Here is a 23824-nt window from a genome sequence, read left to right as displayed (position 1 = left end):
TACAACAATGGCACTTTTAGCTGGTTGGTGGCGATACCTGACTCCGCTGGTGGTCATCGCCATTATTGCTGTTTTGCCCGTTCCTGACGGTCTTGAGAGCCACACCTGGCTCTATTTTGCTGTCTTTACCGGCGTGATTGTAGGGCTTATTTTGGAACCTGTACCCGGCGCGGTGATAGCGATGATTGGCATTTCGATCATTGCCGTGCTGTCGCCGTGGTTGCTGTTCAGCCCGGAGCAACTCGCACAGGACGGGTTTAAATTTACCGCCAAATCGCTATCGTGGGCGGTGTCGGGTTTTTCTAACTCGGTTATCTGGCTGATTTTCGCCGCCTTTATGTTTGGCACCGGCTATGAGAAGACGGGTCTGGGTCGGCGTATCGCGCTGTGGCTGGTGAAAAAGATGGGGCATCGCACGCTGTTTCTCGGCTATGCGGTGATGTTCTCCGAGCTGATCCTCGCCCCCGTTACGCCGTCCAACTCCGCGCGCGGCGCAGGCATTATCTACCCGATTATCCGCAACCTACCGCCGCTGTATAACTCACAGCCCAATGATCCCAGCGCCCGTTCCATTGGCTCTTATATTATGTGGATGGGGATCGTCGCCGACTGCGTCACCAGCGCCATTTTCTTAACGGCGATGGCGCCAAATCTGCTGCTGATCGGCTTGATGAAAGGTGCTTCTCACACCGCATTGAGCTGGGGCGACTGGTTCCTGGGTATGCTGCCGCTGAGTATTTTGCTGGTGTTGATCGTGCCCTGGCTGGCTTATGTGTTGTACCCGCCGGTACTGAAATCCGGCGATCAGGTCCCGCGCTGGGCGGAATCCGAGCTGAAGGCGATGGGGCCACTTTGCGCCCGCGAGAAAAAGATGCTGGTACTGATGGTCGGCGCGCTGGTGCTGTGGATCTTTGGCGGTGACTATATCGATGCTGCGATGGTGGGTTACAGCGTAGTGGCGCTGATGCTGGTACTGCGCATCATCTGCTGGGATGACATCGTCAGCAATAAAGCGGCATGGAACGTCTTTTTCTGGCTGGCTTCGCTGATTACCCTTGCCACCGGGCTGAACAATACCGGCTTTATCTCATGGTTCGGCAAACTGCTGGCAAACGGGCTAAGCGGTTACTCGCCGATTATGGTGATGGTGGCGTTGATCGTGGTGTTCTATCTCTTGCGCTATTTCTTTGCCAGCGCCACAGCCTATACCTCTGCACTGGCACCGATGATGATTGCCGCCGCGCTGGCAATGCCGGAGATCCCGCTACCGGTATTCTGTCTGATGGTCGGCGCAGCCATTGGTCTGGGCAGTATTCTCACCCCATACGCTACCGGACCGAGTCCGATCTACTACGGCAGCGGCTACTTGCCGACGGTCGATTACTGGCGACTGGGCGCAATCTTCGGCCTGATATTCCTCGTCCTGCTGGTAGTTACCGGTCTGGTGTGGATGCCTCTGGTTTTACTGTAAACCCTGCCGGGGCGGCTTATCGTCGCCCCTTTTTCCATCACGCCGCAGGTAGCTCCGCCAGCGGCCAGCGCGGACGCACGGTAACGCCAAGATCTGCCGTAGCACCGGCTTTAAAACGTACCATTCCGGCATAGGCGATCATCGCCCCGTTGTCGGTACAAAATTCCGGGCGCGCATAGAACACTTCGCCACGGCGTTTTTGCATCATCTCCGCCAGCTTCGCCCGCAGGGTACGGTTGGCGCTTACGCCCCCCGCCATCACCAGACGCTTAAAACCGGTTTGATCCAGCGCGCGTTTGCACTTGATCATCAGCGTATCAACCACCGCATCTTCAAACGCACGAGCGATATCCGCACGGGTCTGATCGTCGTTTTCGTTATTACGAATGGTATTCGCGGCAAACGTTTTCAGACCAGAGAAGCTAAAATCCAGCCCAGGACGATCGGTCATCGGGCGTGGGAAGACAAAACGCTTTTCTACCCCCTGAGACGCCAGCTTAGACAACATCGGCCCCCCTGGATAATCCAGCCCCAGCAGTTTGGCCGTTTTATCGAACGCTTCACCGGCGGCATCATCAATCGATTCGCCCAGCAGTTCATACTGGCCAATACCGGTGACGCTAATCAGCTGCGTATGCCCGCCGGAGACCAGCAGCGCCACAAACGGGTATTCCGGTGGATTATCTTCCAGCATCGGTGCCAGCAAATGGCCTTCCATATGGTGTACAGGAATGGCCGGAACATCCCAAGCGAATGCCAGAGAGCGACCCACTGTTGCTCCCACCAGCAGCGCCCCAACCAGACCCGGACCTGCGGTATAGGCCACCGCATCAATATCTTTTGCCGTTAATCCAGCTTCAATCAGTGCCGCCTGGATCAGCGGAACGGTTTTACGCACGTGATCGCGCGAAGCCAGTTCAGGCACAACTCCACCGTAGTCAGCGTGTAATTTCACCTGACTATACAATTGGTTGGCTAAAAGACCTTTTTCATCGTCGTAAATGGCGATGCCGGTTTCATCGCAGGATGTTTCAATACCCAGTACACGCATAACTTGTTTTACCTCGCTCTAATACCGCGCAGTGTAGGTCGAATGCGGGTTGATGTAAAACTTTGTTCGCCCAAGGAAGAAGCCTCGTGTATACTCCCCTTCCTTATAAAAGTCCCTTTCAAAAACGCGTCGGTGCTTTACAAAGCAGCAGCAATTGCAGTAAAATTCCGCACCATTTTGAAATAAGCTGGCGTAGATGCCAGCGGCAAACCGAATTTATAAAGGTGAGAGTTACATGCCGGTAATTAAAGTACGTGAAAACGAGCCGTTCGACGTAGCACTGCGTCGCTTCAAGCGTTCCTGCGAGAAAGCAGGTGTTCTGGCGGAAGTTCGTCGTCGTGAGTTCTATGAAAAACCGACTACCGAACGTAAGCGCGCTAAAGCTTCTGCTGTGAAACGTCACGCGAAGAAACTGGCTCGCGAAAACGCACGCCGCACTCGTCTGTACTAATCTATTGAGAGCCAAAGCTCTCAATTCAGACTGAGTTGTAGTTGTAAGGCCGTGCTTCCGGAAGGAATGCGCGGCTTGTTTTCGTTTATAAGTCGTTAGAAATAACGGGGCATATGGCCGGAAGAATCCCACGCGTATTTATCAACGATCTGCTTGCAAGAACCGACATCGTCGATCTCATCGACGCGCGGGTTAAGCTGAAAAAGCAGGGCAAGAATTATCACGCGTGCTGTCCGTTCCATAACGAAAAAACCCCCTCTTTCACCGTAAACGGTGAAAAACAGTTTTATCACTGCTTTGGGTGTGGCGCGCATGGCAATGCCGTCGACTTTCTCATGAACTACGACAAGCTCGAGTTTGTGGAAACCGTCGAAGAACTGGCCGCAATGCACAACCTTGAAGTGCCGTATGAAGCAGGCAACGGTCCAAGTCAGATAGAGCGCCATCAACGGCAAAGTCTCTATCAATTGATGGATGGCCTGAACACTTTTTATCAACAGTCTCTGATGCAGCCCGCCGCTACCCCTGCGCGCCAGTACCTGGAAAAGCGAGGATTAAGTAGCGACGTTATCACCCGTTTTGCTATTGGTTTTGCTCCCCCCGGTTGGGACAACGTCCTGAAACGGTTTGGTGGCAATCCTGAGAACCGTCAGGCACTGATCGACGCGGGTATGTTGGTCACCAACGATCAGGGACGCAGTTACGATCGCTTCCGCGAGCGAGTCATGTTCCCCATCCGCGACAAGCGCGGTCGGGTCATTGGTTTTGGTGGACGCGTGCTGGGCGATGCCCTGCCGAAGTACCTGAACTCCCCGGAAACCGATATTTTCCATAAAGGTCGCCAGTTGTATGGCCTTTATGAAGCCCAGCAGGATAACGCCGATCCACAGCGCCTGTTAGTGGTCGAAGGCTATATGGATGTAGTGGCGTTGGCGCAATACGGCATTAACTACGCCGTGGCCTCCCTCGGGACGTCAACCACTGCCGATCACATCCAGCTGTTGTTCCGCGCGACAAACCACGTGATTTGTTGTTACGACGGTGACCGGGCCGGACGCGATGCCGCATGGCGCGCGCTGGAAACCGCACTGCCGTATATGACGGACGGACGCCAGCTACGCTTTATGTTTTTACCTGACGGCGAAGATCCCGATACGCTGGTGCGTAAAGAAGGGAAAGACGCTTTTGAAACCCGGATGGAGCAGGCCCTACCGCTCTCCGCGTTTCTGTTTAACAGCCTGCTGCCACAGGTTGATTTGAGTACCCCAGACGGACGCGCACAGCTCAGTACGCTGGCATTGCCGCTGATCACTCAGGTCCCAGGCGAAACGTTGCGCATTTATCTGCGACAGGAGTTGGGAAACAAGCTCGGCATTCTGGATGACAGCCAGCTTGAACGTTTAATGCCAAAACTGGCAGAAAATGGGGCTTCCCGCCCTGTTCCACAGCTAAAACGTACGACCATGCGTATACTTATAGGGTTACTGGTGCAGAACCCGGGTCTAGCCCCACTGGTGCCGCCGTTGAGTGCTCTGGATCAAAATAAGCTGCCCGGACTTGGCTTATTCAGGGAACTGGTCAACACTTGTCTGGCTCAGCCAGGTCTGACCACCGGACAACTGTTAGAACACTATCGCGGCACAAATGATGCTGCAACCCTTGAAAAACTGTCGATGTGGGACGATATAGCAGATAAAGATATCGCAGAAAAAACCTTCACCGACTCACTCAACCATATGTTTGATTCGATGCTTGAACTGCGCCAGGAAGAGTTGATAGCTCGTGAGCGCACACACGGTTTAAGCAGCGATGAACGCCGGGAACTCTGGACACTAAACCAGGAACTGGCGAAGAAATAAGAGAAAGACAAAACAAAGACAAAATCATTCGCGTTGTATCAAGACAGCAAGTGAACGAACGCCTGGAAGTGTACATAAGTACATGACCAGGAAGAGAGAACGCAGCTAACGCAGAGACAACGTGAAGGATGAAGTATTTAACGGCTTAACTGCCGAATATCGTTCGGGAAGCCCCCGACAGCCGCACGGAGAGGCAGCGGCAAAATATAAGTATGCCCTCGTTTTGCCGTTGGCGGTTTTACCGCCCAACACCAATCAAACGAATTAAGTGTGGATACCGTCTTATGGAGCAAAACCCGCAGTCACAGCTGAAGCTTCTTGTCCAACGTGGTAAGGAGCAAGGCTATCTGACCTATGCCGAGGTCAATGACCATCTGCCGGAAGATATCGTCGATTCAGATCAAATCGAAGACATCATCCAAATGATCAATGACATGGGTATTCAGGTGATGGAAGAAGCACCGGATGCCGACGATCTGCTGCTTGCTGAAAACACCAACAGCACCGATGAAGACGCGGAAGAAGCGGCTGCCCAGGTTCTGTCCAGCGTTGAGTCCGAAATCGGTCGTACAACTGACCCGGTACGCATGTATATGCGTGAAATGGGTACCGTTGAACTGTTAACCCGTGAAGGCGAAATTGACATCGCCAAACGTATTGAAGATGGGATCAACCAGGTTCAATGCTCCGTTGCCGAATACCCGGAAGCCATCACCTATCTGCTTGAGCAGTACGATCGCGTAGAAGCTGAAGAAGCGCGTCTTTCCGATCTGATCACCGGCTTTGTCGATCCGAATGCGGAAGAAGACATGGCGCCAACGGCGACACACGTCGGTTCTGAACTCTCTCAGGAAGAGATGGATGACGACGAAGACGAAGATGAAGAAGAAGACGACGACAGCAGCGATGACGACAACAGCATCGATCCTGAGCTGGCGCGTGAGAAATTCGGTGAGCTACGTACCCAGTACGAAACGACCCGCGATACCATCAAAGCGAAAGGCCGCAGCCATGCTGCCGCGCAGGAAGAAATTCAGAAGCTGTCTGAAGTGTTCAAACAGTTCCGCCTGGTACCGAAGCAGTTCGACTACCTGGTAAACAGCATGCGCGTCATGATGGACCGCGTACGTACTCAGGAACGTCTGATCATGAAGCTCTGCGTTGAGCAGTGCAAAATGCCGAAGAAAAACTTCATTACCCTGTTCACCGGCAACGAAACGAGCGAAACCTGGTTCAACGCGGCAATCGCGATGAACAAACCGTGGTCTGAAAAACTGCACGACGTGGCGGATGACGTCCATCGCGGCCTGCAGAAACTGCGCCAGATTGAAGAAGAAACAGGCTTGACCATCGAGCAAGTTAAAGACATCAACCGTCGTATGTCTATCGGTGAAGCGAAAGCCCGCCGTGCGAAAAAAGAGATGGTTGAAGCGAACTTGCGTCTGGTTATCTCTATCGCTAAGAAATACACCAACCGTGGTCTGCAGTTCCTCGATCTGATTCAGGAAGGCAACATCGGTCTGATGAAAGCGGTTGATAAGTTTGAATACCGTCGCGGTTACAAGTTCTCCACCTATGCAACCTGGTGGATCCGTCAGGCGATCACCCGTTCGATCGCAGATCAGGCGCGCACCATCCGTATTCCGGTGCATATGATTGAGACCATTAACAAGCTCAACCGTATCTCCCGCCAGATGCTGCAAGAGATGGGCCGTGAGCCGACGCCGGAAGAACTGGCTGAACGCATGCTGATGCCGGAAGACAAGATCCGTAAAGTGCTGAAGATCGCCAAAGAGCCTATCTCCATGGAAACGCCGATCGGCGACGATGAAGATTCGCATCTGGGTGATTTCATCGAGGATACTACCCTCGAGCTGCCGCTGGACTCTGCCACCACCGAGAGCCTGCGTGCCGCAACGCACGACGTTCTGGCTGGCCTGACAGCACGTGAAGCAAAAGTTCTGCGTATGCGTTTCGGTATCGACATGAACACCGACCACACGCTGGAAGAAGTGGGTAAACAGTTCGACGTTACCCGCGAACGTATCCGTCAGATTGAAGCGAAGGCGCTGCGTAAACTGCGTCACCCAAGCCGTTCTGAAGTCCTGCGTAGCTTCCTCGACGATTAATCTCGCCGTATAAAGCCTCAACGCCACCGCAAGGTGGCGTTTTTATTTACATCCCGCGCATGACCAGTGCGTCATTCACTTCCCGGTACGCCTCCACCAGCCTATCCAGCGTAATGCGGCTTAATCCACTGGGATTCGGCAGCACCCAAATTTGCGTTGCGCCAATGGTGAGCGCCTGCTTCCCCCACTGCGCTCCACGCTGGCCGAGTCCTTGCTCAAACGCCTGTTTCCCGAGGATTGCGAGCGCTGCAGGCTGATACTCTTCTATCTTCTCAACGAGCTTACGGCCACCGCTACGCATCTCCTGTAGCTTTACTTCATTGGCTTGTACCGTCGGTCTGTCGACGAATTTAGTCACGCCACAGCGGAAGTCCAGCAGGTGTTGCGCCTCTTCCGGTTTTAGCTGGCGATCGGTAAATCCCGCCTGATGGATGACCTTCCAGAAACGGTTGGCAGGGTGCGCAAAGGGAAACCCCGTACCCGCCGACGAGAGCCCCGGATTGATGCCGCAAAAAACCACCCGCAGCTCCGGCGCCAATATGTCCTTAACCATAATTACTCCGAACAATACATCAGGGAACAAGTATAACGAACTGAAAACACATTGTTTATAAAAACAGCATCCGTACGCTTATGGCTGGATTGCAACGCGGAGTTACTTTATAATCCACCGCCACGGCCCCTTAGCTCAGTGGTTAGAGCAGGCGACTCATAATCGCTTGGTCGCTGGTTCAAGTCCAGCAGGGGCCACCAAACATCAAGGACTTGCGAGCAATCGCAGGTCCTTTTTTTCTGGGGATATTCCAGAAAGATAGACATAGTGATTCACAGCGATCAAAGCTCCATGTTAAGCAAACCGTTTTTAGTGCCCTTATGCGACAATGAAAAGACTTTCCACATAACATGAGTGGCGGGCAGTACTGCTCAGCGGATTATCAGGCGCTACTGAAGCGGCATAACCTGCACGGTAGCATGAGTGCAAAAGGTTACTGTTACGATAATGCCGTGCGGAAAGCCTCTTTCACTCACTGAAAGTGTAATGTATCCACGGTGAACGCTTTATCAGCCGGAAAATAATGCGGACGACGGTGTGTAGTTATATCGAGTGCGATGACAATCGGTGGCATTGTCACAGTGCCTGTGGCGGTTTCAGCCCGGAACAGTTTGAAAACCAGAACCGAGCTTAAGGCTGTGTCCACATTACGTGGCCAGGATCAGATCCCCCTGTAACGGTATCTTAGTGCAATGACGTTACTGGCGGGGGAAAAATAAAAACAGCCATACATATCTGAATATTATGCGAACACTGAATTTGAAGGCACTATTGCCCCGCTAATCTGTGAATATAAAACCATAAAAAAATATAGCGTATCCCATTTTTTCAATGAGATACGTAACTTTATCCCGATTGCAGCCAGAAAATCCGTGTTATTCCGGATGGATTGGGTAATATAATGTTAACATCTTTGCAGAATTGTTTTAATACCTGACCATACAGTTTGTTTTGCATGGTTTCTTCTCGCAAACTTACAACGCTAGTGTTATAATGATCCATTATTACACATTCTATTAACTAAACAAAATGAAAAATGATGAATATAAAGAACATTTAAAAAAACTGGCGAGTTTCGACTTTAGTCTGATTGAGGTTTTTGAATTACTCTACGCCTATGAAAACGCGACTGTAGTAGCCAAAATACTTAATCGAACACCATCTGCAATAAGCCAGTCGCTGACAAAATTGAGGAATCATTTTTCTGATCCACTCTTCATTAAAGGGAAGAACGGATTACTGAAAACAGCAATGGCTAAAAACATTCATGAAATTATTGGCACTCGTTATGTCAGCATGCTTAACGATCTTCAGGAGCTGTCGGGAGCTACAAACCGTTCAAAAATAAATATTTGCTGCTCCCCCTACAGTTCAATCCGTGTCATGCCGATGATCACGCAGATAATCAGGGAGCATAATCTCGACTTTATTATTATTAATAGCTCGGCGGATCAAAACGAACTTAACATAACGGATGAGCTCTCTGATTATCAGGTTGATTTTATTTTCGATTTAAGCCCCATTCACGAAGCAAACGTGATTAATACCGTCATCTCTGAAGAGCCGTTTTACTGGGTATGCAGTAAAAATCATCCACGGATCGCCGATCAATTAACACCAGAAATGTTCAGGACTGAACATTTCGCCGTCTACAATAGCAACAGCCCTCTGGTAAAGGAGGGGCAAAACACGATTCGTGCTACAATGGGCGAACGCATCGTCAGGCTTAAAACGCCATCAATCTTTACCATGGCAGCGATACTCGAACAGTCCGATTTAGTCTCACTGGTTCCCGTATGGTTTTATCATAAATTTGGTGAAACCTTCTCACTCAAAAAGTTATCCGCACAGCATGAAGCACCTAAAGCTCAACTCCATATGACGGTCAGAAGAAGTACATTAAATAATAAAGCTATAAAGTGTATCTATAATGAGATCATCGCGAGATTCGAGCAGAAAAATGAAAAAAATATCTAGTGTGACAACAAACAAGGCAGTACCGGAGAAATCCGATACTGCCGACTCTGTTAATACAGTAAACCATCAGGGATAGTTAAACAAAAACGTCGTTCTCCCGGTTACCGTGCCTGGTTCAATGGGTTGAGCGACATCGACCTGAACCAACTGAGCGCTGAAGTCCATATTAAACTCCCCGGCACTGTCACCGATAATCATTTCCCCTGTGTTGATATTAATAACTCCAGCCCCTGGGGCGAAGCTATCCACATATTCAATCCGACGTCCAGGATACAGATCCGATTCAGTAGAGGACCGGATGCTCCGCAATTTAACCGCAACATTCCCTGCACCGCCACGGGTCGTCTCTGTGGTATTAGCGAACAATTTGCCATCTGGCGAGGTGACTCCCGAAACCTCAACGCCCAGACGATTCACAGCCAGACAACCTGTTAGCCGTATCTTAAACGGCACCTTTCGCGTATATCCATTTTTGATTGCTGAGGGAGCCCAGGAACCCAACGCTAACGTATAATTTGTGCCGGTGCTGTCGTTGGCCGTCAGGGCGGCAGACTCTGTCGAGGTCACAGAGGATAACGCGCAGGTGGGGGAGCCCACCCGAAAACCAGCGATATTAAATAATAACTTTGCTCTTGCGCTTCCGTTGCCATCATCACTGTACAGAAGGGCGGTATATTCTCCGCCGTCAAAGTGCTGATTAGGGCCGGGATTAAAATCGCTGTTGACGTAAAAACGTGCCGTCACTTTTAGGTTGAAATCGCCCATTCTTTGATTCATTAATTTGCACCCCATCTGATTTTCCCGAAACGTCCACAGACGGGGATCATTGCCTCCACTGAACGGGAAATAATGCATGGTGCTCGAATCACTAAAATAGTTGGTATCACCCGCAACGGAAGGCTCGCTCATGCCAATACTCACAAACAGCCCGGGAACAGTGGTGCTAAGCAGAGGTTCACCTGCTACCCCGGTGTAAGGCGATTTCTTGTCAAACCTCAGCATCGACGAAACATCAGCCATTTGGAGTTTAACATAATCCACGCCGCTGCCATTTGAACAGGTGACGGAGATATTAGTCACGATATTACTCAAATTCACCTGTGCCAGTTCCGGCACATTTGTAGGGCTACTTCCCTGACCGTGAGGTAAAATAACCAGATAATCTGCATTAGGAGATGAGCGAAATATTTGAAAGGTTAGAAATCCGGTCCCCTCATGGTTATCAATATCCCCACTCCCACGCTGAATAAAGGTATTATGCTCAGCCTTGGCAGAAATGGATAAAAATACCAACAGTAAGAAAAATAACCTTTGCCAGAACAGCGAAAATTTACTCATAGAAAACCTCGACGACTGCCTGGCTAAACAACATACCGCCTGTTCCAGGCATTGCATTATTCATTTTTTGATAGCGAACATAAAAAGGATAACGGCTACCGATTAAATCCGTTTTGTTAATAGGGTAACGAGCCGCAGTGCCACCATTATTCGCCATCTGTACATTAAAAATATTTGCCGGATCTTTGATGGAAAAAAGGGCAAACCCTACATTTCCCGCCCCATTTTGCGCAACCGGGATCTCATTAGGAAGAACCTGAAACGTATCTCCAGCCCAGGCTCCCCCCGCCGGAGAGAATCGGATATTCAAATACCCGCTCCCGGAACTCACAGCATTAACGTCACACGCTTCAACGGTAAGCGAAAACATTTTACCGCCTGCTGCATCGTCTTCTGGACCAACACCATCAAGAGATGCAGGGGACACCGTATCCAGAACAATGACTGCGCCATCACTAATACCAACTTTGCAGGTTCCTCCAGTGATAGTGCTGACAATATCCAGTTTGATATCCGCTCTTGCCTGACTCATATACATCAGACCGCTAATCAATATGACTGCGGCATTAAGAAATCTCTTTCGTTGATATCCTGACATCGTCATCATCCCTGACTATTCAAATGAAAAAGTGAAGGTGGCTAGCGCTGAAAATTCACCCTGTGTTCCCTGTCCAAACGCGATCTCCTGCAATATGGCAGTAAGCCATACGCCCTGATATCCCAATTCGGCAAGAGTCGATGTATAAACATCTTCCGTGTTCAGGCGAATTTTCTTTTTCGCCGAATCATCCCGCAGATAAAAACCAACGCCAATATTTCCAGCCTTAGTTGAACCGCCGCTGTTATTCAGCAATAACGTTCCATCTGTTGACGTTGAACCCGAGATGGTCATACTGATATTTTCCACGCCTCTGCTACACAACCGATTAGCGTCATCCACAGCCATTAATCTGAAATTACTGGTTGCCTGACCGTTTCTCACCTGCTCAAGGGTCACTTTTCCGGCGCTATCTCCGATCGTCAACGTATAATTGTCAGAACCGTTATCAATAATCTGAGGGCCGTCGAGTGTCATCTGACAGGTAGGCGTATAAACAGTAGCGGTATAATAGATATCAATGCTGTCCACGCCTGAAGTTATCTCACCCTTACCCGCAAGAGTGGAAGCGCTAAAAAGTAAAGTGCCAGACAGAAGAGGCAATGCATATACTCTGTATTTCACGGACTAATCCCTCCCCATCTGACAAACGACGTGATTCAACACGATCGATTTGTTAAGCATCAAAGGTGCATCAGGGATTTTATAATTTGCCAGACACTGTTCATTGCGCCCTTCGCCCCAGCGAATAACCAACCGCCCTTTGTCTTTAATGCCACGGACAAAAGCCTGTCCTCCCTGTCCAACATTGCCGATCGGGTTATTTTGCTCATCAAAAACCTCCGCGCTGAACGGCACGGGGAATTTATCCTCACGCACCAGGTTAATGATTGCCGATCGCCCTTCGTCCGTTTCAAAGCTCAATAACATCACGGAGCCCTGGCGAGGAATCACCACCCCGCTGGTACTTTTTAATTCAACATCGTTTTCCAGCGACCAGGTATTAATCGCAATATCGTTTTCATGATACGGAGAAAGCGACGTCGCCACCCCGTAGCCCCAGCGGTCAATTTGGTTATTACCCGCACTGAGACGCGCACCTTTCGCGCCGGGCGCTTTGACTAACGCCAGCGTATCGGTATCACTAAAGCTATTGTTGCTGAATGTCAGACCTTCACTATGTAATATGAAGCCGCCGTCAGTATTAAAAGAGTATTGCCGTGCATGATCGTTACTGAAAGATGCGGAACCGCCCAATGTGCCAATCGGCGACTCCCAAGCCATATAACCACCCGCCGTCGTAATATCTTTACTGTCGCTGTCCATGTTCTGACTGGTGTTAATACCGTAACTGACCTCACCGGATTCGGTGTTACCGCTTGAGCTCATCATCAGTTGATGCTGATCGTTAAAATTACTGCCCATAGTCGCGTTTACGGAACGGAAGCCTGATTGCGACGTCTCGCTGCTATTGTTACTGAACACACTAAAAGGAATATTGACGCTCAGGCTGATGCTATCGTCTTTTTCACCCCATGAATCATAACTACGCATGACGTTCACGTTATAGCTGATCAGGTTATAGCTATTGCTGTAGCCAATAGCATAATCTTTCGTCGGCGTCTCATCATTCCAGTAATCAGACCAGGAAGCATTAACGTATAAGGAACCCAACGATTTTTGCGCCATTGCCAGCGGTTGGTTGACGTTAATATTGAATCGATTTTTGGTTCTCTGGTAATTATCGATCGTTTGGTCATCACCCTCATTTAAATTAAGGTAATGCGCATCATCAATTAACTCCATCGCATCGCTGAGCCCCAGATAGTTTTTTGTCGAGTAGCGATAGGCCGCCATCGAAATCGCCGTATCCGTCTCAGTTAGCATTGTGGACCATGAAAGACGATAACTCTGCCCGATGTAGGTTTCGTGTCCCTTAATGTCCGCCTGCGAGTGGGTAATATCAAAAGATAGCGCGCCGATTGGCGTATTCATTCCCAGGCCGAGCATACCCGCAAAGTAATTTTCATCGGTAATTTGAACCCCACCATAACCCGTAAAGTAGTTATTCAACCCGTAGTACAGCGAACTCTGGAAAATATTCGGTTCATCATGCAGGGAATCATTATCCACTTTCCCTGCACTAATATCCCAACGGCCCACGCCCGGACGTAACATCTGGGTCACGCTGTTGTAGGGAACGCTAAACGTCCGCTTCGACCCGTCCGCTTCTTCAATCAGGACCACAATGTCATTGCCATACCCAGAGGGAGTGAAGTCATCAATAGAAAACGGCCCCGGGGGAACGGTTGTTTCATGTATTTTATATCCCCCCTGTGTAAGGGTGACTTTGGCATTGCTGTAAGCCACGCCACGAATCACAGGGGCAAAGCTACTCAGGATAGGCGGCAGCATTCTTGAATCACTGTACAGGCGAATCCCTTTAATTTTGGCAGAATCGAATGTCTCCCCCGTGGTGTTGGTTTCTCCCAGCACCAGCTGTGACCGAATACCCAGCAAATCCCGTTGTATATATCGGTTCTGAAAATCAAATTCGCCGCTGGTTTCATCTGTCGCGCTATAGTTACCATTGGCGCGAACATGCCAGGCACCGAGGTTTGCCCCCAGATTCAACGCAGCATAATAGCTGGTTGAGTTTTGATTGTTATTTTCGCTCTGCCAAATATTGGCGTTATACGACATCATTGCCGCATTGATCCCACTCTCCCAAAGAGAGGGATCGGTATAGTTGCGATAAGTGGGGAGTAACCACACCTGCGGGATAGTCAGATCCAGTCGGCGATCGCTGCTATCGAAATGCACAACCGACTGCGGTATTAATTTCACGAGATCCAGACAATCACCGGTCTCATCATCACGCCGCTTCAAAATGCCTTCCGTTTCGCTCGACTGTTCCGGTAAACGAATCCGCAGTCGCTTCAGTGACTTCTCGGTTAAACAGGCTTGCGCACTTTTTTTACCCACATCGACAAAATCGATATCAAACTGCCCTGCTGGTTGGTTATTTATCCAAATCCGCGCGAGGTATGTTCCCGCATAGGTTGGGTTACTTTCCGAGAAACGCCCCAGGTCCAGGCTGTGAGCCTGGCTACCCATCAAAAAACCATTTTCAAACTCAATGGTTTCACTGACCGGCGGAGAGATATTTTCAGAGGTATTATTTGCCATAACCGGAGATTGGCAAATTAAAGATATAAGACTCACCAATAAACTTTTTTTAAAAACAAAAGCAGGTGAACGATTCCCTTTGATCATAGAATGTCCATTTAATCTAATTAATTTATTATAATATCGGAGATTTGCCTTTTACTATTCCACCAAAATCATTGATTGCGTTATATTCTATTGTCGACCCTGCCGGGATACTTTGATTGTTTTTGACCGCAAACGACCCTTGTGAAAAAGGCGCAATCATGCTGCTTTCCAGATCGATAATTTTATGGCCTGAGATAATCTTTGCAGAAACATAGGAAACATGAAAAGGACTGTCATTTTTCCCTTTGATAATAACTTTACCGTTTTCAATGCCAGTAGACCATTTTACCACTTCAATAGCCTTGGCTGCGGCTAAATCACCACCAATGCTTTCCGGACGATAAAAGAGCTTAATACGCGTTCTGAATGCCATTTGCAGGACGCTGGCGTCCTTTCTCGCACTCTCCGTCACTTTAGGCGGGATCTCCAGAACATTAAACCAAAAGACGCTTTCTCTGTCCTTGGCTAGCGGCTCGCTCCCACTGTAAAGAAACGAGACCGTTTGACCACGTTTAGGATCAATACGTGAGATCGGCGGCGTTATGACAAAGGGCGCAGTGATAGTGCCAGGGTCGCTATCTTTATTTCCGCGATCCATCCACGTTTGAATCAACAAAGGCCTGCTGCCCTGATTTTCCATGCGGACGTTAACGGTTTTGCTGCCTTCCTTATAGATTATTCGCGTCGTTGAAAGCACGACATCAGCGCTGGCATTAAAGCAGAGCATTGCCAGGGAGAGCGAAATAATAGATGCCCATTTATTTAATTTCATGATTTCTTTCATAACGAATAAAATAGTTACGGACAATAAACATCTGGTCTATTGTCCGTAGCGTTCAGTTAAACAATACGGCCAGACGCAATATTATTGATAATCAATAGTGTACTGAGTCAAAGAGTCAATCAGGCCCGCTTCGGCATCAGTTGCTGCCTTACCTTGCGCTAGCACATATGACGCCTGCAGAGTGAATGTAGCCACTTTCGTGGTAGTATCGAACGGTTGAGTAATAATATCAGTGCCCACAATAACCTGATCATCAGTGGTGTCGGCATTGTGAATAGCGATATTCACGTTTTTGGCACCTACGGCATTGCCCTGATAATTGTTCTTTAATGAGCCGTCGATATCCTGAATTGGCGAGAACAGAGCCAGTTTGGCATTCGTTCCTACGGTGCCCGTTGCTTTCGAGCAGTCCATTTTAATCTGGAACTTCTCAGCGCCTGCGCCCGGAGCAGAAGCATTCAACGCCGCAACTACGGCTTTTTTAGTTGTTGGCAAAAAAACCATGCCATCACGATCATAAGCTTTAGAGCCGCTGCCATTGTTATTGCCCGTATCCACGACGGAGACTTCACATGTTCCATCCGTCAGTTGACCATGAAATGCGACCTTCCCTGCTTCTGCAGCCATAGTTGAAGCGGTTACAGCAGATAAACATGCGGCAAGAACAATCTTATTGATTTGTTTCAAAATTACATCCTTATACCAAATTTAAAATTAAATAGTTTTTCCACAGAAATACGATAATAATATTAATGATCACTAATACGAGGTAATTATTACACACTAATATTTATTTTGTAAGATACGCAAATGTTCATTTTCCCTCAGTGGCTTGACGATACGATTCATACGATAATTATATAACTAATAGTCTGGAACTGACTCACGGCGCAACTCCCACGTAACGCCTTGAATATTCGATATCAATTGCGAGTTAAAAAATAACTTACCACTAAATACATTCACCGAGTGCATGTATTTAGTGGGGCCATTAATATGATTAAGTGAAATTTAATAAAACGTAATCTGGCAGAATTAAATATGATCGTGTAACGAAACCTGGTGGTATTTACAATTAGTTGAGACGTCATGAATAATAAGGATTTTTAAGGTGCATCTGTGGCCATTATCACCGTTTATTGCCTCCGCTGTCAGTCTACTCTGGTTTACCGGCATGGGTAGAACCCTAAATGTCGCGACCGTTTCAGTACCGTGAATGTCATCGGGTATTTCTGTTCACTTATACTTATGAAGCCAATAAAACCGATGTGAAAGAGTACATTACCGAAATGGCTTTCAACGACGCTGGCATTCTGGATACGGCAAGCGTGCTGAAAATTGGCATTAACAGCGTTATCTGAACTCTAATACACCCTCGCTGAAGCGAATAACGTCTTCGTCAGTCACATCATGCTGATGTGGCCTTCATCTGCGAACTTGATGAATAATGGGACTTCGTTGGCAGTTAAGCCCGACAGCACTGACTCTGGTATATGTATAACACAAGGCAGTGTCCCTTAATTGCATAACCGTTGATAAAAGAGCCGGATGCAGCCCAGTTTCACCATCCCAGATAACTTCTCGCCGTTTTGTCATAACGTGTTGTGATGCGGCGGCATTCTTTCAGACGGCCAAAGCACCGCCCAACAACATTGTGCTTGCGGCAGATATTTCGATGTCAGCCAGTACCGCATGACTACGGCGTTTCATGCTGCCGGCGTTTACTGGTTTCCTGCTTTTGAGATCCTTGATGCAGCGGGTTTTAATGTGCTCCTCGTTAATGCCAGAGACGAAAAAATATTCCCGGTCGCAGTACTAATATCAACGACGCTCAGTGGTTTCAGAAACTACATTCATTTGGTCTTCTCCGGGCCAATTTCAGACCTGAACACGACATTTCTGTTCCTGGTCATGTTTGAGGCAACGCGAACGCCTGACTGCAAAGCAGTCTCGGTAAGATTAGCAGCCATTAGTTTACCTTGCTAACATATAGATACAATAATCACAAAAAATACCATTACCACGCTAACTTTTTATATTATAAAACTCACCGCTTATTTTCTTGTTTAAAATCCTAAAAGCGCATTATGAATACTCTTTTTCAACTAAAAACACACAACGGAAAACAAAAAAATAATTGCACATTATCTTAATCAAAAAACATCATCGCAACATTTTTACCAATATCTCAATAATATCGAATAGATAAATAAACCAATGTTTTCATGAGCAGAGATATAAAAATGGAAAGAAAGCGTTGTTTTTTTGTAAACAAAAACAAAAATAAAAAATCACGACTTCAGAAATAATCTTCACTAATTACCTGGTTTGACACCTCCTAACCTTTAGGATGAGAATCTCCTCGGACTAGGAACTTTTCTTATTTTGCTCCAGGAATATTTTACTCTATCAGGTAGGGCATTTCTTAAACGGCGCATAAATGTGATTCGCTCTGGGTCCTTATTAATCTAAATCAGCAATAACGGAAAACAAATAATGATGAATCTTAAGAAGATCGCATTGGCGGTAGCTATGGCATCAGCAATGGCTGCAGGCGCTGCAAATGCAGCAACTAGCCAGGGTCAGGGTAAAATTACCTTTGAAGGCACCATCATTGAAGCAGCGTGTTCAATTGATGCCAAAAGTATCTATCAGACAATTCAAATGGGTGCCATTGCAAAACATCAGCTTGAAGCTGGCGGCAAATCTACGCCTGTTGATTTCAGCATCCAACTGCATGACTGTGATCCAGCAAACCTGAACAATGGTGCGGCTACTGTCTCTTTCAACGGTATCGCGGGTTCTGCGACTGATGGCCTGGATAAAGCCATGGCGATTACCGGTGTCGGTAGCGGCGCGGCTATCGGTATCATGGATATCGGTGGTAATGCAGTAATACCGAATACCCCATCTAAAGAAATGAAACTGGCGGTTGGCGACAACCTGCTGGAGTTTAAAGCATTCGTACAGGGTTCAACGAACAGTAATATCGTGGTCGGTGCATTCCAGTCCGTTGCAAACTTCGTAATGGATTATAAGTAAATAATAAAAGCGCTCTTCTAAAGGAGGGCGCTTTATATTTACCTTAAACGGAGCAATCAATGAAAGATTATCTTTGCATATTAATGCTGCTGCTCATGAGTTATCGGGCCGTATCTGCTGACGATCAAGGGCGAGGTAGACTTAATATGCAAGGAAGTATTATGGATGCCGCCTGTGCTATTGACGTAGGCAGCCAGCGCCAGCTGATTGAAATAGAAGCCATCTCCATTGGCACAATGATCCGTGATAGTGAAAGTTTTGCTATCCCTTTCAATATAAAGCTCTCGAACTGTTCGTTAACACCCGACCTCCAGCCCCGCCCAGACTGGAGCTCGTTTCGTATTACGTTTGATGGCCCCACCACTGGGGATGGGCTGTTCAGTGTCAACGGCGGCGCGAAAGGGATCGGGCTAAAAATATCTGATAAAGAAGGCATTGTCGCTATCCCTGGACAAGCCATGCAACCACAGTCATTAAAAGCCGGAAGCATGCTGCTTGGCTACAAACTTCGTTTAGTAGGCGATAAATCCCGTCTTGAAGCCGGTGAATATGATGCGTTTATTAGATTCAAGATTGATTATTTCTGAGTGATTGACCGGGGGAAAGGATGTTGCAGCTCAATAACCAGATTCTTGGTCACAAGATTACATCAGGGTGTCGTTTACGCCCTGTCGCCTTGGGAATATTGTTTGCTCTCGGCATGGGAAGTTTACCTCATGCCGTCAATGCGAAAGAGACGCCCATTGAATTTAACACCGACATTATGGATGTTGAAGACCGTAAGAATATTAACTTAGAGCAGTTCTCTCGGGCGGGTTACATTATGCCAGGCGAGTATTCACTGGCGATAAAGATTAACAAAAGCACCCTGCAGGATAAAAAGGTTGTTTTTTTAGCCCCTGATAATGACCCTAAAGAGAGCGTCGCCTGCTTAACTCCAGAAATTGTCTCCCAGCTAGGGTTAAAAGAGGACATCGAAAAATCACTTACCTGGTGGAATAACGGGCAGTGTCTGAATGAAGCAGACCTGAAAGGGATGGTAATACGCGGCGACCTCAGTGCCAGCACATTATACATTAATCTGCCGCAGGCCTATTTAGAATATACCGCGGAAAACTGGGATCCCCCCTCTCGCTGGGATGACGGCATTCCTGGAGTAATGTTCGACTATAACCTTAATAGCCAGGTCGTGAAGCAAAACGCCGAGAAAGGAGCAGATTCAAAGTCTGTTTCAGGTACTGGGGTGGCGGGGATGAATCTGGGGGCATGGCGGTTACGTGCCGACTGGCAGGCGCAATATCAGCGTCTGGCGGGTGGGGAATCCGAACAGCAAAAAAACTGGGACTGGAACCGATATTATATCTATCGTTCTATCAATGCGTTGCGTTCCCGATTAACGCTGGGTGAGAACTATCTGGATACCGGAATGTTTGATAGTTTCCGCTATGTCGGTGGTAGCCTGGTTTCCGACGACAATATGTTGCCGCCTAATCTGCGCGGTTATGCACCGGAAGTCACAGGTATTGCCAAAACAAACGCCAAAGTCACCATCAGCCAACAGGGAAGAGTCCTGTACGAAACCACGGTTGCCGCCGGTCCTTTTCGAATTCAGGACTTAAACAATGCCGTCAGCGGTAAGCTGGATGTAAAAGTACAGGAGCAGGATGGCTCAGTTCAAACATTCCAGCTTGATACAGCCAACATCCCTTATCTGACGCGCCCAGGCATGGTTCGTTTTAAATTAGCCGCAGGTCAACCTTCAGATTACGACCACCATGCTCGCCACGAAACCTTTGTCACGGGTGAGTTTTCCTGGGGGATCGACAACGGTTGGTCGCTGTATAGCGGCGCGCTAAGTTCCGGCGATTACACTGCGATTGCAGCAGGTGTAGGCCGAGATCTTCTGGCTCTGGGGGCTGTGTCAGTAGATGTTACGCAATCCAGGGCGGTGCTGTCAGACGAGACGACCAAAAAAGGCGGGTCTTATCGCCTGAGCTATTCAAAACGCTTTGACGAAACCAACAGCCAGGTCACGTTCGCTGGGTATCGATTCTCTGAACGCGATTTTATGACGATGTCGCAGTACCTCGACGCGCAACAATACAATAAAGACGGCTCAGGTATTGGCAGCGGCAAAGAGTTATACACGCTGACATTCAACCAACAATTCGAGGCTCTGCGTACAACCGCGTATTTGACTTATAACCACCAGACCTATTGGAATCGCCCCACAAACGATACCTATACTCTGAACATTGCACATAACTTTGATTTGGGTGAACTTCGCAACGTGAGCGTCACCGCGACAGCTTACCGGACGAAATACGACGGCAAAAACGAGGACGGTTTTTACCTGGGATTTTCACTCCCTTGGGGGGGAGGTTCCTTAAGCTACGACACGCAAATTAACAAGAAAAACCAGAGCCATACGGTAGGTTATTACAATAGCATCAATGAAAATAATACGTACCGATTGACGGCAGGCATGAATAGCACCGGTGGCGAATCTGCTGGGGCGTATTTAACCCATCAGGGTGACAACACAGAACTGACCGCCACAGCCAACGTGCAGGGTAGTCAATATAGCGCCCTCGGCTTCTCTATGCGCGGCGGCATGACCGCCACGACAAAGGGCGCAGCAGTACACCGGGTCAATTCGACGGGCGGTACGCGAATGCTGGTTGATACCGGTGGCGTAGCAGATGTTCCTGTCAGAGGCTATAGCGGAATTTCAAGCTCCAATATGTTTGGTAAAGCCGTTGTCAGCGATGTGAGTAGTTACTACCGAAGTGACATCTCCATCGATCTGGATAATCTCGGTAACAATGTCGAAGCGACACGTTCAGTGGTCGAGGGCACACTAACCGAAGGCGCGATTGGCTACCGGAAATTCGGCATTCTTGCCGGGCAAAAAGCGATGGCGGTGATCAAAATGGCTGATGGTTCAGCGCCACCTTTTGGTTCAACCGTGCTCAATGAAGATAGTGTGCAAACAGGTCTGGTGAGCGAAGAAGGCAGCGTTTGGTTATCTGGTATAGAACCCGGTATAAAAATGAGCGTCAACTGGGACGGTGAAAAACAGTGCACCATTACTTTGCCGACGGTATTACCAGGCAATATGGACGAATCAACGTTACTGCTGCCATGTGAATAAGCCATATAAAAAAATTTACCCATGCTGTTTTTATGCAAATAAAGAACAGCAGAACAATCATTCATTAGTCATTATCTATCATTGAGAGTATTAACATGCGTCTATTACGTAATGCGATAAAACCCGGCGTGTTGCTGTTTATCACGAGTTCGGTGCTGTTTGCACAGAATGCTTCTGCTGCATTAGGCGTCGATCGTACACGCGTTATCATGAATGGAGACAAAAACTCAGTCAGCTTATCCGTCACTAACCAAAATAAAGAATTGCCTTATTTAGCACAGACGTGGATTGAAGACGCACAGGGAAATAAAATCACCACTCCCATGACCGCCGTTCCTCCTGTACAACGTATTGAACCGGGTGCAAAGAGCCAGATAAAAATCCAGGCCACAAATGGGATCAATCTTTTATCTCAGGACAAAGAAAGCGTATATTATTTCAACGTGCGTGAAATCCCGCCCAAAAGTGATAAGCCAAATACGCTGCAAATAGCTTTGCAGACGAAGATAAAGTTGTTTTATCGCCCGCAATCATTGGTGGTCGATCCTTACGGTAAACCGTGGCAAGAATTGCTAACCTTGAATAAAAAAGGGAATGAGTATATTGCTAACAATCCAACGCCGTATTACATCACGATTTCTGCGGCCGCATCTTCCTTAAAAGGTAACCCATCAAAGGATTTTGAACCCTTAATGATTGCGCCTAAAAGCAGCGCCTCTCTTAAAGTGGGTCCAGGTGAGATTGGCAATGCGCCGGTATTAACCTATCTGAATGATTACGGTGGTCGTCCGCGCTTAATTTTTGGTTGCGCAGGAGATACCTGTAGCGTGAAAGAAACCAAAGTGTGATGGAGATACGGCAGTTGCCAGAGACAATAATGACAACATATCGACAAGTAAAAAATGCCTCTGTCCTTTTCCTGCTGCCATCTCTGTTGATGCTGGCTGCGTTCGAGATACACGCGCAGCCAGATAACTGGGATGTTGAAGGTGAGAACGGCACCATTCACGTGCACGGCAGCCTGCCAGAAGGCCCATGTAATCTGGATATGGCATCAACACGGCAAACAATTGAGTTGGGAAGTACTTCAACGCAATCTCTGCTTCACGTCGGCGATCGTGGCAAACCTATTGCCATGAAGCTGACGCTGCGCGATTGCATCAGAGTGCAAAGTGCTTCACGAGATCGACGCACCAGCAAGCAGCTCTATTCATCAATTCAGCCAATATTGACGGCATCATTTTTTGCCGTAGCAAATGCAGAAAACCCACAGCTTGTGGATGTAAATGGCGTCTCCGGCATCGGACTGAGAATTGTTGATAGCCAGTATCGTGATATTCGTCTTGGCGACCGTAGCGAGCCACAATTTTTAACGCCCGGTGATAATGATATTACCTATTATGTGGTTCCGGAAAGAACCAACAGGCCACTCACGCCTGGCTTTTATCATGCGACAGTGAATTTCGCCTTAAACTATGACTAAAAATCGGTGAAAGAAATGACATTATTAAAGTGTTTTAGCTCACTATTTTTTACCTCTTTATTGGTAATAGGGTATCCCGCTCAGGCCGTGGATAATGTCACCATTGATGGCACACTGGTTAATTTACCTTGTTCACTGGATCCGAATAGTACTAACGTTCCACTAGATTTTGGTGATTTAGTCAGCAAATACTTTTACCGCAATACCCGCACCCTTAGCCGGGAGTTTAAGATCGTACTTATTGATTGCGATTTAGCTATTGGTCAGGATGTGATGGTTAAATTCACAGGAAACCAGAGTGTTATGCCTGGGTTATTAGCGCCCGATGACGGTGATATTCACGGCATCGCTGTCGGTATTGAATTAACTGACGGCACGCCGGTTCTCTTAGATAAGCAAACATCTGCGCAACCACTAACCAGTGGTGTCACCACGCTGACATTCCAGGGTTACGTCATAGGTGAACCCGATGCTATTAAAAATCAAACCATTGTCACTGGCCCGTTTATCGCGACAACAACATTTGAATTGATTTACCCATAAATCCAACACACTCACTTTAAATTCCTCCATCATTATGCTTTTTAATAAAAATAAACGAGAGTTAAAAAACATCTGCGCAAGTAATGAAATACGCCGGCTCCAGCTTCTGGAGAAT

The 23824-nt window shown here is 47.9% G+C and carries 19 protein-coding genes, 1 tRNA gene and 4 pseudogenes; 15 read left to right on the top strand and 9 right to left on the bottom strand.

Annotated elements, in window-relative coordinates:
* Positions 1 to 7 precede the first annotated feature (7 nt).
* Positions 8 to 1471: an anion permease gene (locus JQ822_RS08855; RefSeq protein WP_213133166.1), complete on the top strand. Its 1464-nt coding sequence runs from the start codon at positions 8 to 10 to the stop codon at positions 1469 to 1471.
* Positions 1472 to 1508: 37 nt separating this feature from the next.
* Here the strand turns inward: JQ822_RS08855 and tsaD are convergent, their stop codons facing one another.
* Entirely contained in the window at positions 1509 to 2522 is a 1014-nt protein-coding gene (gene tsaD, locus JQ822_RS08850) for a tRNA (adenosine(37)-N6)-threonylcarbamoyltransferase complex transferase subunit TsaD (RefSeq protein ID WP_135324292.1), read from the bottom strand.
* Positions 2523 to 2757: 235 nt separating this feature from the next.
* On the opposite strand from tsaD, the gene rpsU reads away from it, so the two are divergent.
* From rpsU to rpoD, 3 genes are all read left to right on the top strand, one after another.
* Positions 2758 to 2973, top strand: a complete 216-nt coding sequence (gene rpsU / locus JQ822_RS08845; protein WP_001144069.1) for a 30S ribosomal protein S21 — start codon at positions 2758 to 2760, stop codon at positions 2971 to 2973.
* A 113-nt stretch (positions 2974 to 3086) separates the two neighbouring features.
* Positions 3087 to 4832: a DNA primase gene (dnaG, locus tag JQ822_RS08840; protein WP_213133165.1), complete on the top strand. Its 1746-nt coding sequence runs from the start codon at positions 3087 to 3089 to the stop codon at positions 4830 to 4832.
* A gap of 284 nt (positions 4833 to 5116) precedes the next feature.
* The gene (gene rpoD / locus JQ822_RS08835) at positions 5117 to 6961 is read left to right on the top strand and encodes an RNA polymerase sigma factor RpoD (protein ID WP_135324290.1); all 1845 of its coding nucleotides are present in this window, start codon (positions 5117 to 5119) and stop codon (positions 6959 to 6961) included.
* A 46-nt stretch (positions 6962 to 7007) separates the two neighbouring features.
* Here rpoD and mug read toward each other — a convergent pair whose 3' ends face one another.
* Positions 7008 to 7514 (bottom strand): G/U mismatch-specific DNA glycosylase, encoded by a 507-nt coding sequence (mug, locus tag JQ822_RS08830; RefSeq protein ID WP_213133164.1) that lies wholly within the window; start codon positions 7512 to 7514, stop codon positions 7008 to 7010.
* Between the two features lie 124 nt (positions 7515 to 7638).
* Between mug and JQ822_RS08825 the strand changes: the two genes are divergently transcribed.
* The 4 genes and pseudogenes from JQ822_RS08825 to JQ822_RS08810 all read left to right on the top strand — a co-directional run bounded on the left by JQ822_RS08825 (position 7639) and on the right by JQ822_RS08810 (position 9491).
* A tRNA-Ile gene (locus JQ822_RS08825) sits at positions 7639 to 7714 on the top strand.
* 144 nt (positions 7715 to 7858) lie between these two features.
* A pseudogene (locus tag JQ822_RS08820) lies at positions 7859 to 8148 on the top strand (IS3 family transposase); the annotation flags it as partial.
* An 89-nt stretch (positions 8149 to 8237) separates the two neighbouring features.
* A pseudogene (locus tag JQ822_RS08815) lies at positions 8238 to 8409 on the top strand (IS630 family transposase); the annotation flags it as partial.
* 134 nt (positions 8410 to 8543) lie between these two features.
* Positions 8544 to 9491, top strand: coding sequence for a LysR substrate-binding domain-containing protein (locus JQ822_RS08810; protein ID WP_213133163.1), 948 nt, complete (start codon positions 8544 to 8546; stop codon positions 9489 to 9491).
* A 66-nt stretch (positions 9492 to 9557) separates the two neighbouring features.
* Here the strand turns inward: JQ822_RS08810 and JQ822_RS08805 are convergent, their stop codons facing one another.
* The 6 genes from JQ822_RS08805 to JQ822_RS08780 form a co-directional block, all read right to left on the bottom strand.
* Positions 9558 to 10829 (bottom strand): fimbrial protein, encoded by a 1272-nt coding sequence (locus JQ822_RS08805; RefSeq protein ID WP_213133162.1) that lies wholly within the window; start codon positions 10827 to 10829, stop codon positions 9558 to 9560.
* The gene (locus JQ822_RS08800; protein WP_213133161.1) at positions 10822 to 11427 is read right to left on the bottom strand and encodes a fimbrial-like protein; all 606 of its coding nucleotides are present in this window, start codon (positions 11425 to 11427) and stop codon (positions 10822 to 10824) included. The genes JQ822_RS08805 and JQ822_RS08800 overlap by 8 nt, the downstream gene beginning before the upstream one ends.
* 15 nt (positions 11428 to 11442) lie before the next feature.
* Positions 11443 to 12051 carry a fimbrial protein gene (locus tag JQ822_RS08795; protein WP_213133160.1) on the bottom strand — a complete coding sequence of 203 codons (609 nt, stop codon included), beginning with the start codon at positions 12049 to 12051 and terminating at the stop codon, positions 11443 to 11445.
* Positions 12052 to 12054: 3 nt separating this feature from the next.
* Positions 12055 to 14616: an outer membrane usher protein gene (locus JQ822_RS08790; protein ID WP_244848828.1), complete on the bottom strand. Its 2562-nt coding sequence runs from the start codon at positions 14614 to 14616 to the stop codon at positions 12055 to 12057.
* 115 nt (positions 14617 to 14731) lie between these two features.
* A complete protein-coding gene (locus JQ822_RS08785) occupies positions 14732 to 15475 on the bottom strand; it encodes a fimbrial chaperone (RefSeq protein WP_213133158.1) in 744 nt (247 codons plus the stop codon).
* Positions 15476 to 15568: 93 nt separating this feature from the next.
* The gene (locus JQ822_RS08780; RefSeq protein WP_213133157.1) at positions 15569 to 16174 is read right to left on the bottom strand and encodes a hypothetical protein; all 606 of its coding nucleotides are present in this window, start codon (positions 16172 to 16174) and stop codon (positions 15569 to 15571) included.
* A gap of 432 nt (positions 16175 to 16606) precedes the next feature.
* Here JQ822_RS08780 and JQ822_RS24355 point away from each other — a divergent pair.
* Positions 16607 to 16953 (top strand): annotated as a pseudogene (locus tag JQ822_RS24355) (IS1-like element transposase); the annotation flags it as partial.
* Between the two features lie 51 nt (positions 16954 to 17004).
* On the opposite strand, the pseudogene JQ822_RS08770 reads toward JQ822_RS24355, so the two are convergent.
* A pseudogene (locus JQ822_RS08770) lies at positions 17005 to 17141 on the bottom strand (IS5/IS1182 family transposase); the annotation flags it as partial.
* A gap of 842 nt (positions 17142 to 17983) precedes the next feature.
* Here JQ822_RS08770 and JQ822_RS08765 point away from each other — a divergent pair.
* The 6 genes from JQ822_RS08765 to JQ822_RS08740 all read left to right on the top strand — a co-directional run bounded on the left by JQ822_RS08765 (position 17984) and on the right by JQ822_RS08740 (position 23709).
* On the top strand, positions 17984 to 18529 hold the full coding sequence (locus JQ822_RS08765) for a fimbrial protein (protein WP_244848827.1): 546 nt from the start codon (positions 17984 to 17986) through the stop codon (positions 18527 to 18529).
* 59 nt (positions 18530 to 18588) lie between these two features.
* Entirely contained in the window at positions 18589 to 19116 is a 528-nt protein-coding gene (locus JQ822_RS08760) for a fimbrial protein (RefSeq protein WP_213133155.1), read from the top strand.
* Positions 19117 to 19136: 20 nt separating this feature from the next.
* Positions 19137 to 21683 (top strand): outer membrane usher protein, encoded by a 2547-nt coding sequence (locus JQ822_RS08755; RefSeq protein WP_213133154.1) that lies wholly within the window; start codon positions 19137 to 19139, stop codon positions 21681 to 21683.
* A gap of 95 nt (positions 21684 to 21778) precedes the next feature.
* The gene (locus JQ822_RS08750; RefSeq protein ID WP_213133153.1) at positions 21779 to 22531 is read left to right on the top strand and encodes a fimbria/pilus periplasmic chaperone; all 753 of its coding nucleotides are present in this window, start codon (positions 21779 to 21781) and stop codon (positions 22529 to 22531) included.
* A 29-nt stretch (positions 22532 to 22560) separates the two neighbouring features.
* A complete protein-coding gene (locus tag JQ822_RS08745) occupies positions 22561 to 23166 on the top strand; it encodes a fimbrial protein (protein ID WP_244848826.1) in 606 nt (201 codons plus the stop codon).
* A 15-nt stretch (positions 23167 to 23181) separates the two neighbouring features.
* Positions 23182 to 23709: a fimbrial protein gene (locus JQ822_RS08740; RefSeq protein ID WP_213133152.1), complete on the top strand. Its 528-nt coding sequence runs from the start codon at positions 23182 to 23184 to the stop codon at positions 23707 to 23709.
* The last annotated feature ends 115 nt before the right edge of the window (positions 23710 to 23824 follow it).

Origin of the sequence: Citrobacter sp. FP75 (assembly GCF_018342065.1) — a bacterium.
In the GTDB taxonomy this organism is placed as follows: Bacteria; Pseudomonadota; Gammaproteobacteria; order Enterobacterales; family Enterobacteriaceae; genus Citrobacter.
Note: the sequence above shows the minus strand (reverse complement) of the source record. Positions and strands in the feature narration are given on the sequence as shown.

Bases quoted from the DNA above. Each gene is read 5' to 3' on its own strand.
- JQ822_RS08855 (WP_213133166.1), top strand. From the start codon at position 8: ATGGCACTTTTAGCTGGTTGGTGGCGATACCTGACTCCGCTGGTGGTC.
- tsaD (WP_135324292.1), bottom strand. From the start codon at position 2,522: ATGCGTGTACTGGGTATTGAAACATCCTGCGATGAAACCGGCATCGCC.
- rpsU (WP_001144069.1), top strand. From the start codon at position 2,758: ATGCCGGTAATTAAAGTACGTGAAAACGAGCCGTTCGACGTAGCACTG.
- dnaG (WP_213133165.1), top strand. From the start codon at position 3,087: ATGGCCGGAAGAATCCCACGCGTATTTATCAACGATCTGCTTGCAAGA.
- rpoD (WP_135324290.1), top strand. From the start codon at position 5,117: ATGGAGCAAAACCCGCAGTCACAGCTGAAGCTTCTTGTCCAACGTGGT.
- mug (WP_213133164.1), bottom strand. From the start codon at position 7,514: ATGGTTAAGGACATATTGGCGCCGGAGCTGCGGGTGGTTTTTTGCGGC.
- JQ822_RS08810 (WP_213133163.1), top strand. From the start codon at position 8,544: ATGAAAAATGATGAATATAAAGAACATTTAAAAAAACTGGCGAGTTTC.
- JQ822_RS08805 (WP_213133162.1), bottom strand. From the start codon at position 10,829: ATGAGTAAATTTTCGCTGTTCTGGCAAAGGTTATTTTTCTTACTGTTG.
- JQ822_RS08800 (WP_213133161.1), bottom strand. From the start codon at position 11,427: ATGTCAGGATATCAACGAAAGAGATTTCTTAATGCCGCAGTCATATTG.
- JQ822_RS08790 (WP_244848828.1), bottom strand. From the start codon at position 14,616: ATGGCAAATAATACCTCTGAAAATATCTCTCCGCCGGTCAGTGAAACC.
- JQ822_RS08785 (WP_213133158.1), bottom strand. From the start codon at position 15,475: ATGAAATTAAATAAATGGGCATCTATTATTTCGCTCTCCCTGGCAATG.
- JQ822_RS08765 (WP_244848827.1), top strand. From the start codon at position 17,984: ATGATGAATCTTAAGAAGATCGCATTGGCGGTAGCTATGGCATCAGCA.
- JQ822_RS08760 (WP_213133155.1), top strand. From the start codon at position 18,589: ATGAAAGATTATCTTTGCATATTAATGCTGCTGCTCATGAGTTATCGG.
- JQ822_RS08755 (WP_213133154.1), top strand. From the start codon at position 19,137: ATGTTGCAGCTCAATAACCAGATTCTTGGTCACAAGATTACATCAGGG.
- JQ822_RS08750 (WP_213133153.1), top strand. From the start codon at position 21,779: ATGCGTCTATTACGTAATGCGATAAAACCCGGCGTGTTGCTGTTTATC.
- JQ822_RS08745 (WP_244848826.1), top strand. From the start codon at position 22,561: ATGACAACATATCGACAAGTAAAAAATGCCTCTGTCCTTTTCCTGCTG.
- JQ822_RS08740 (WP_213133152.1), top strand. From the start codon at position 23,182: ATGACATTATTAAAGTGTTTTAGCTCACTATTTTTTACCTCTTTATTG.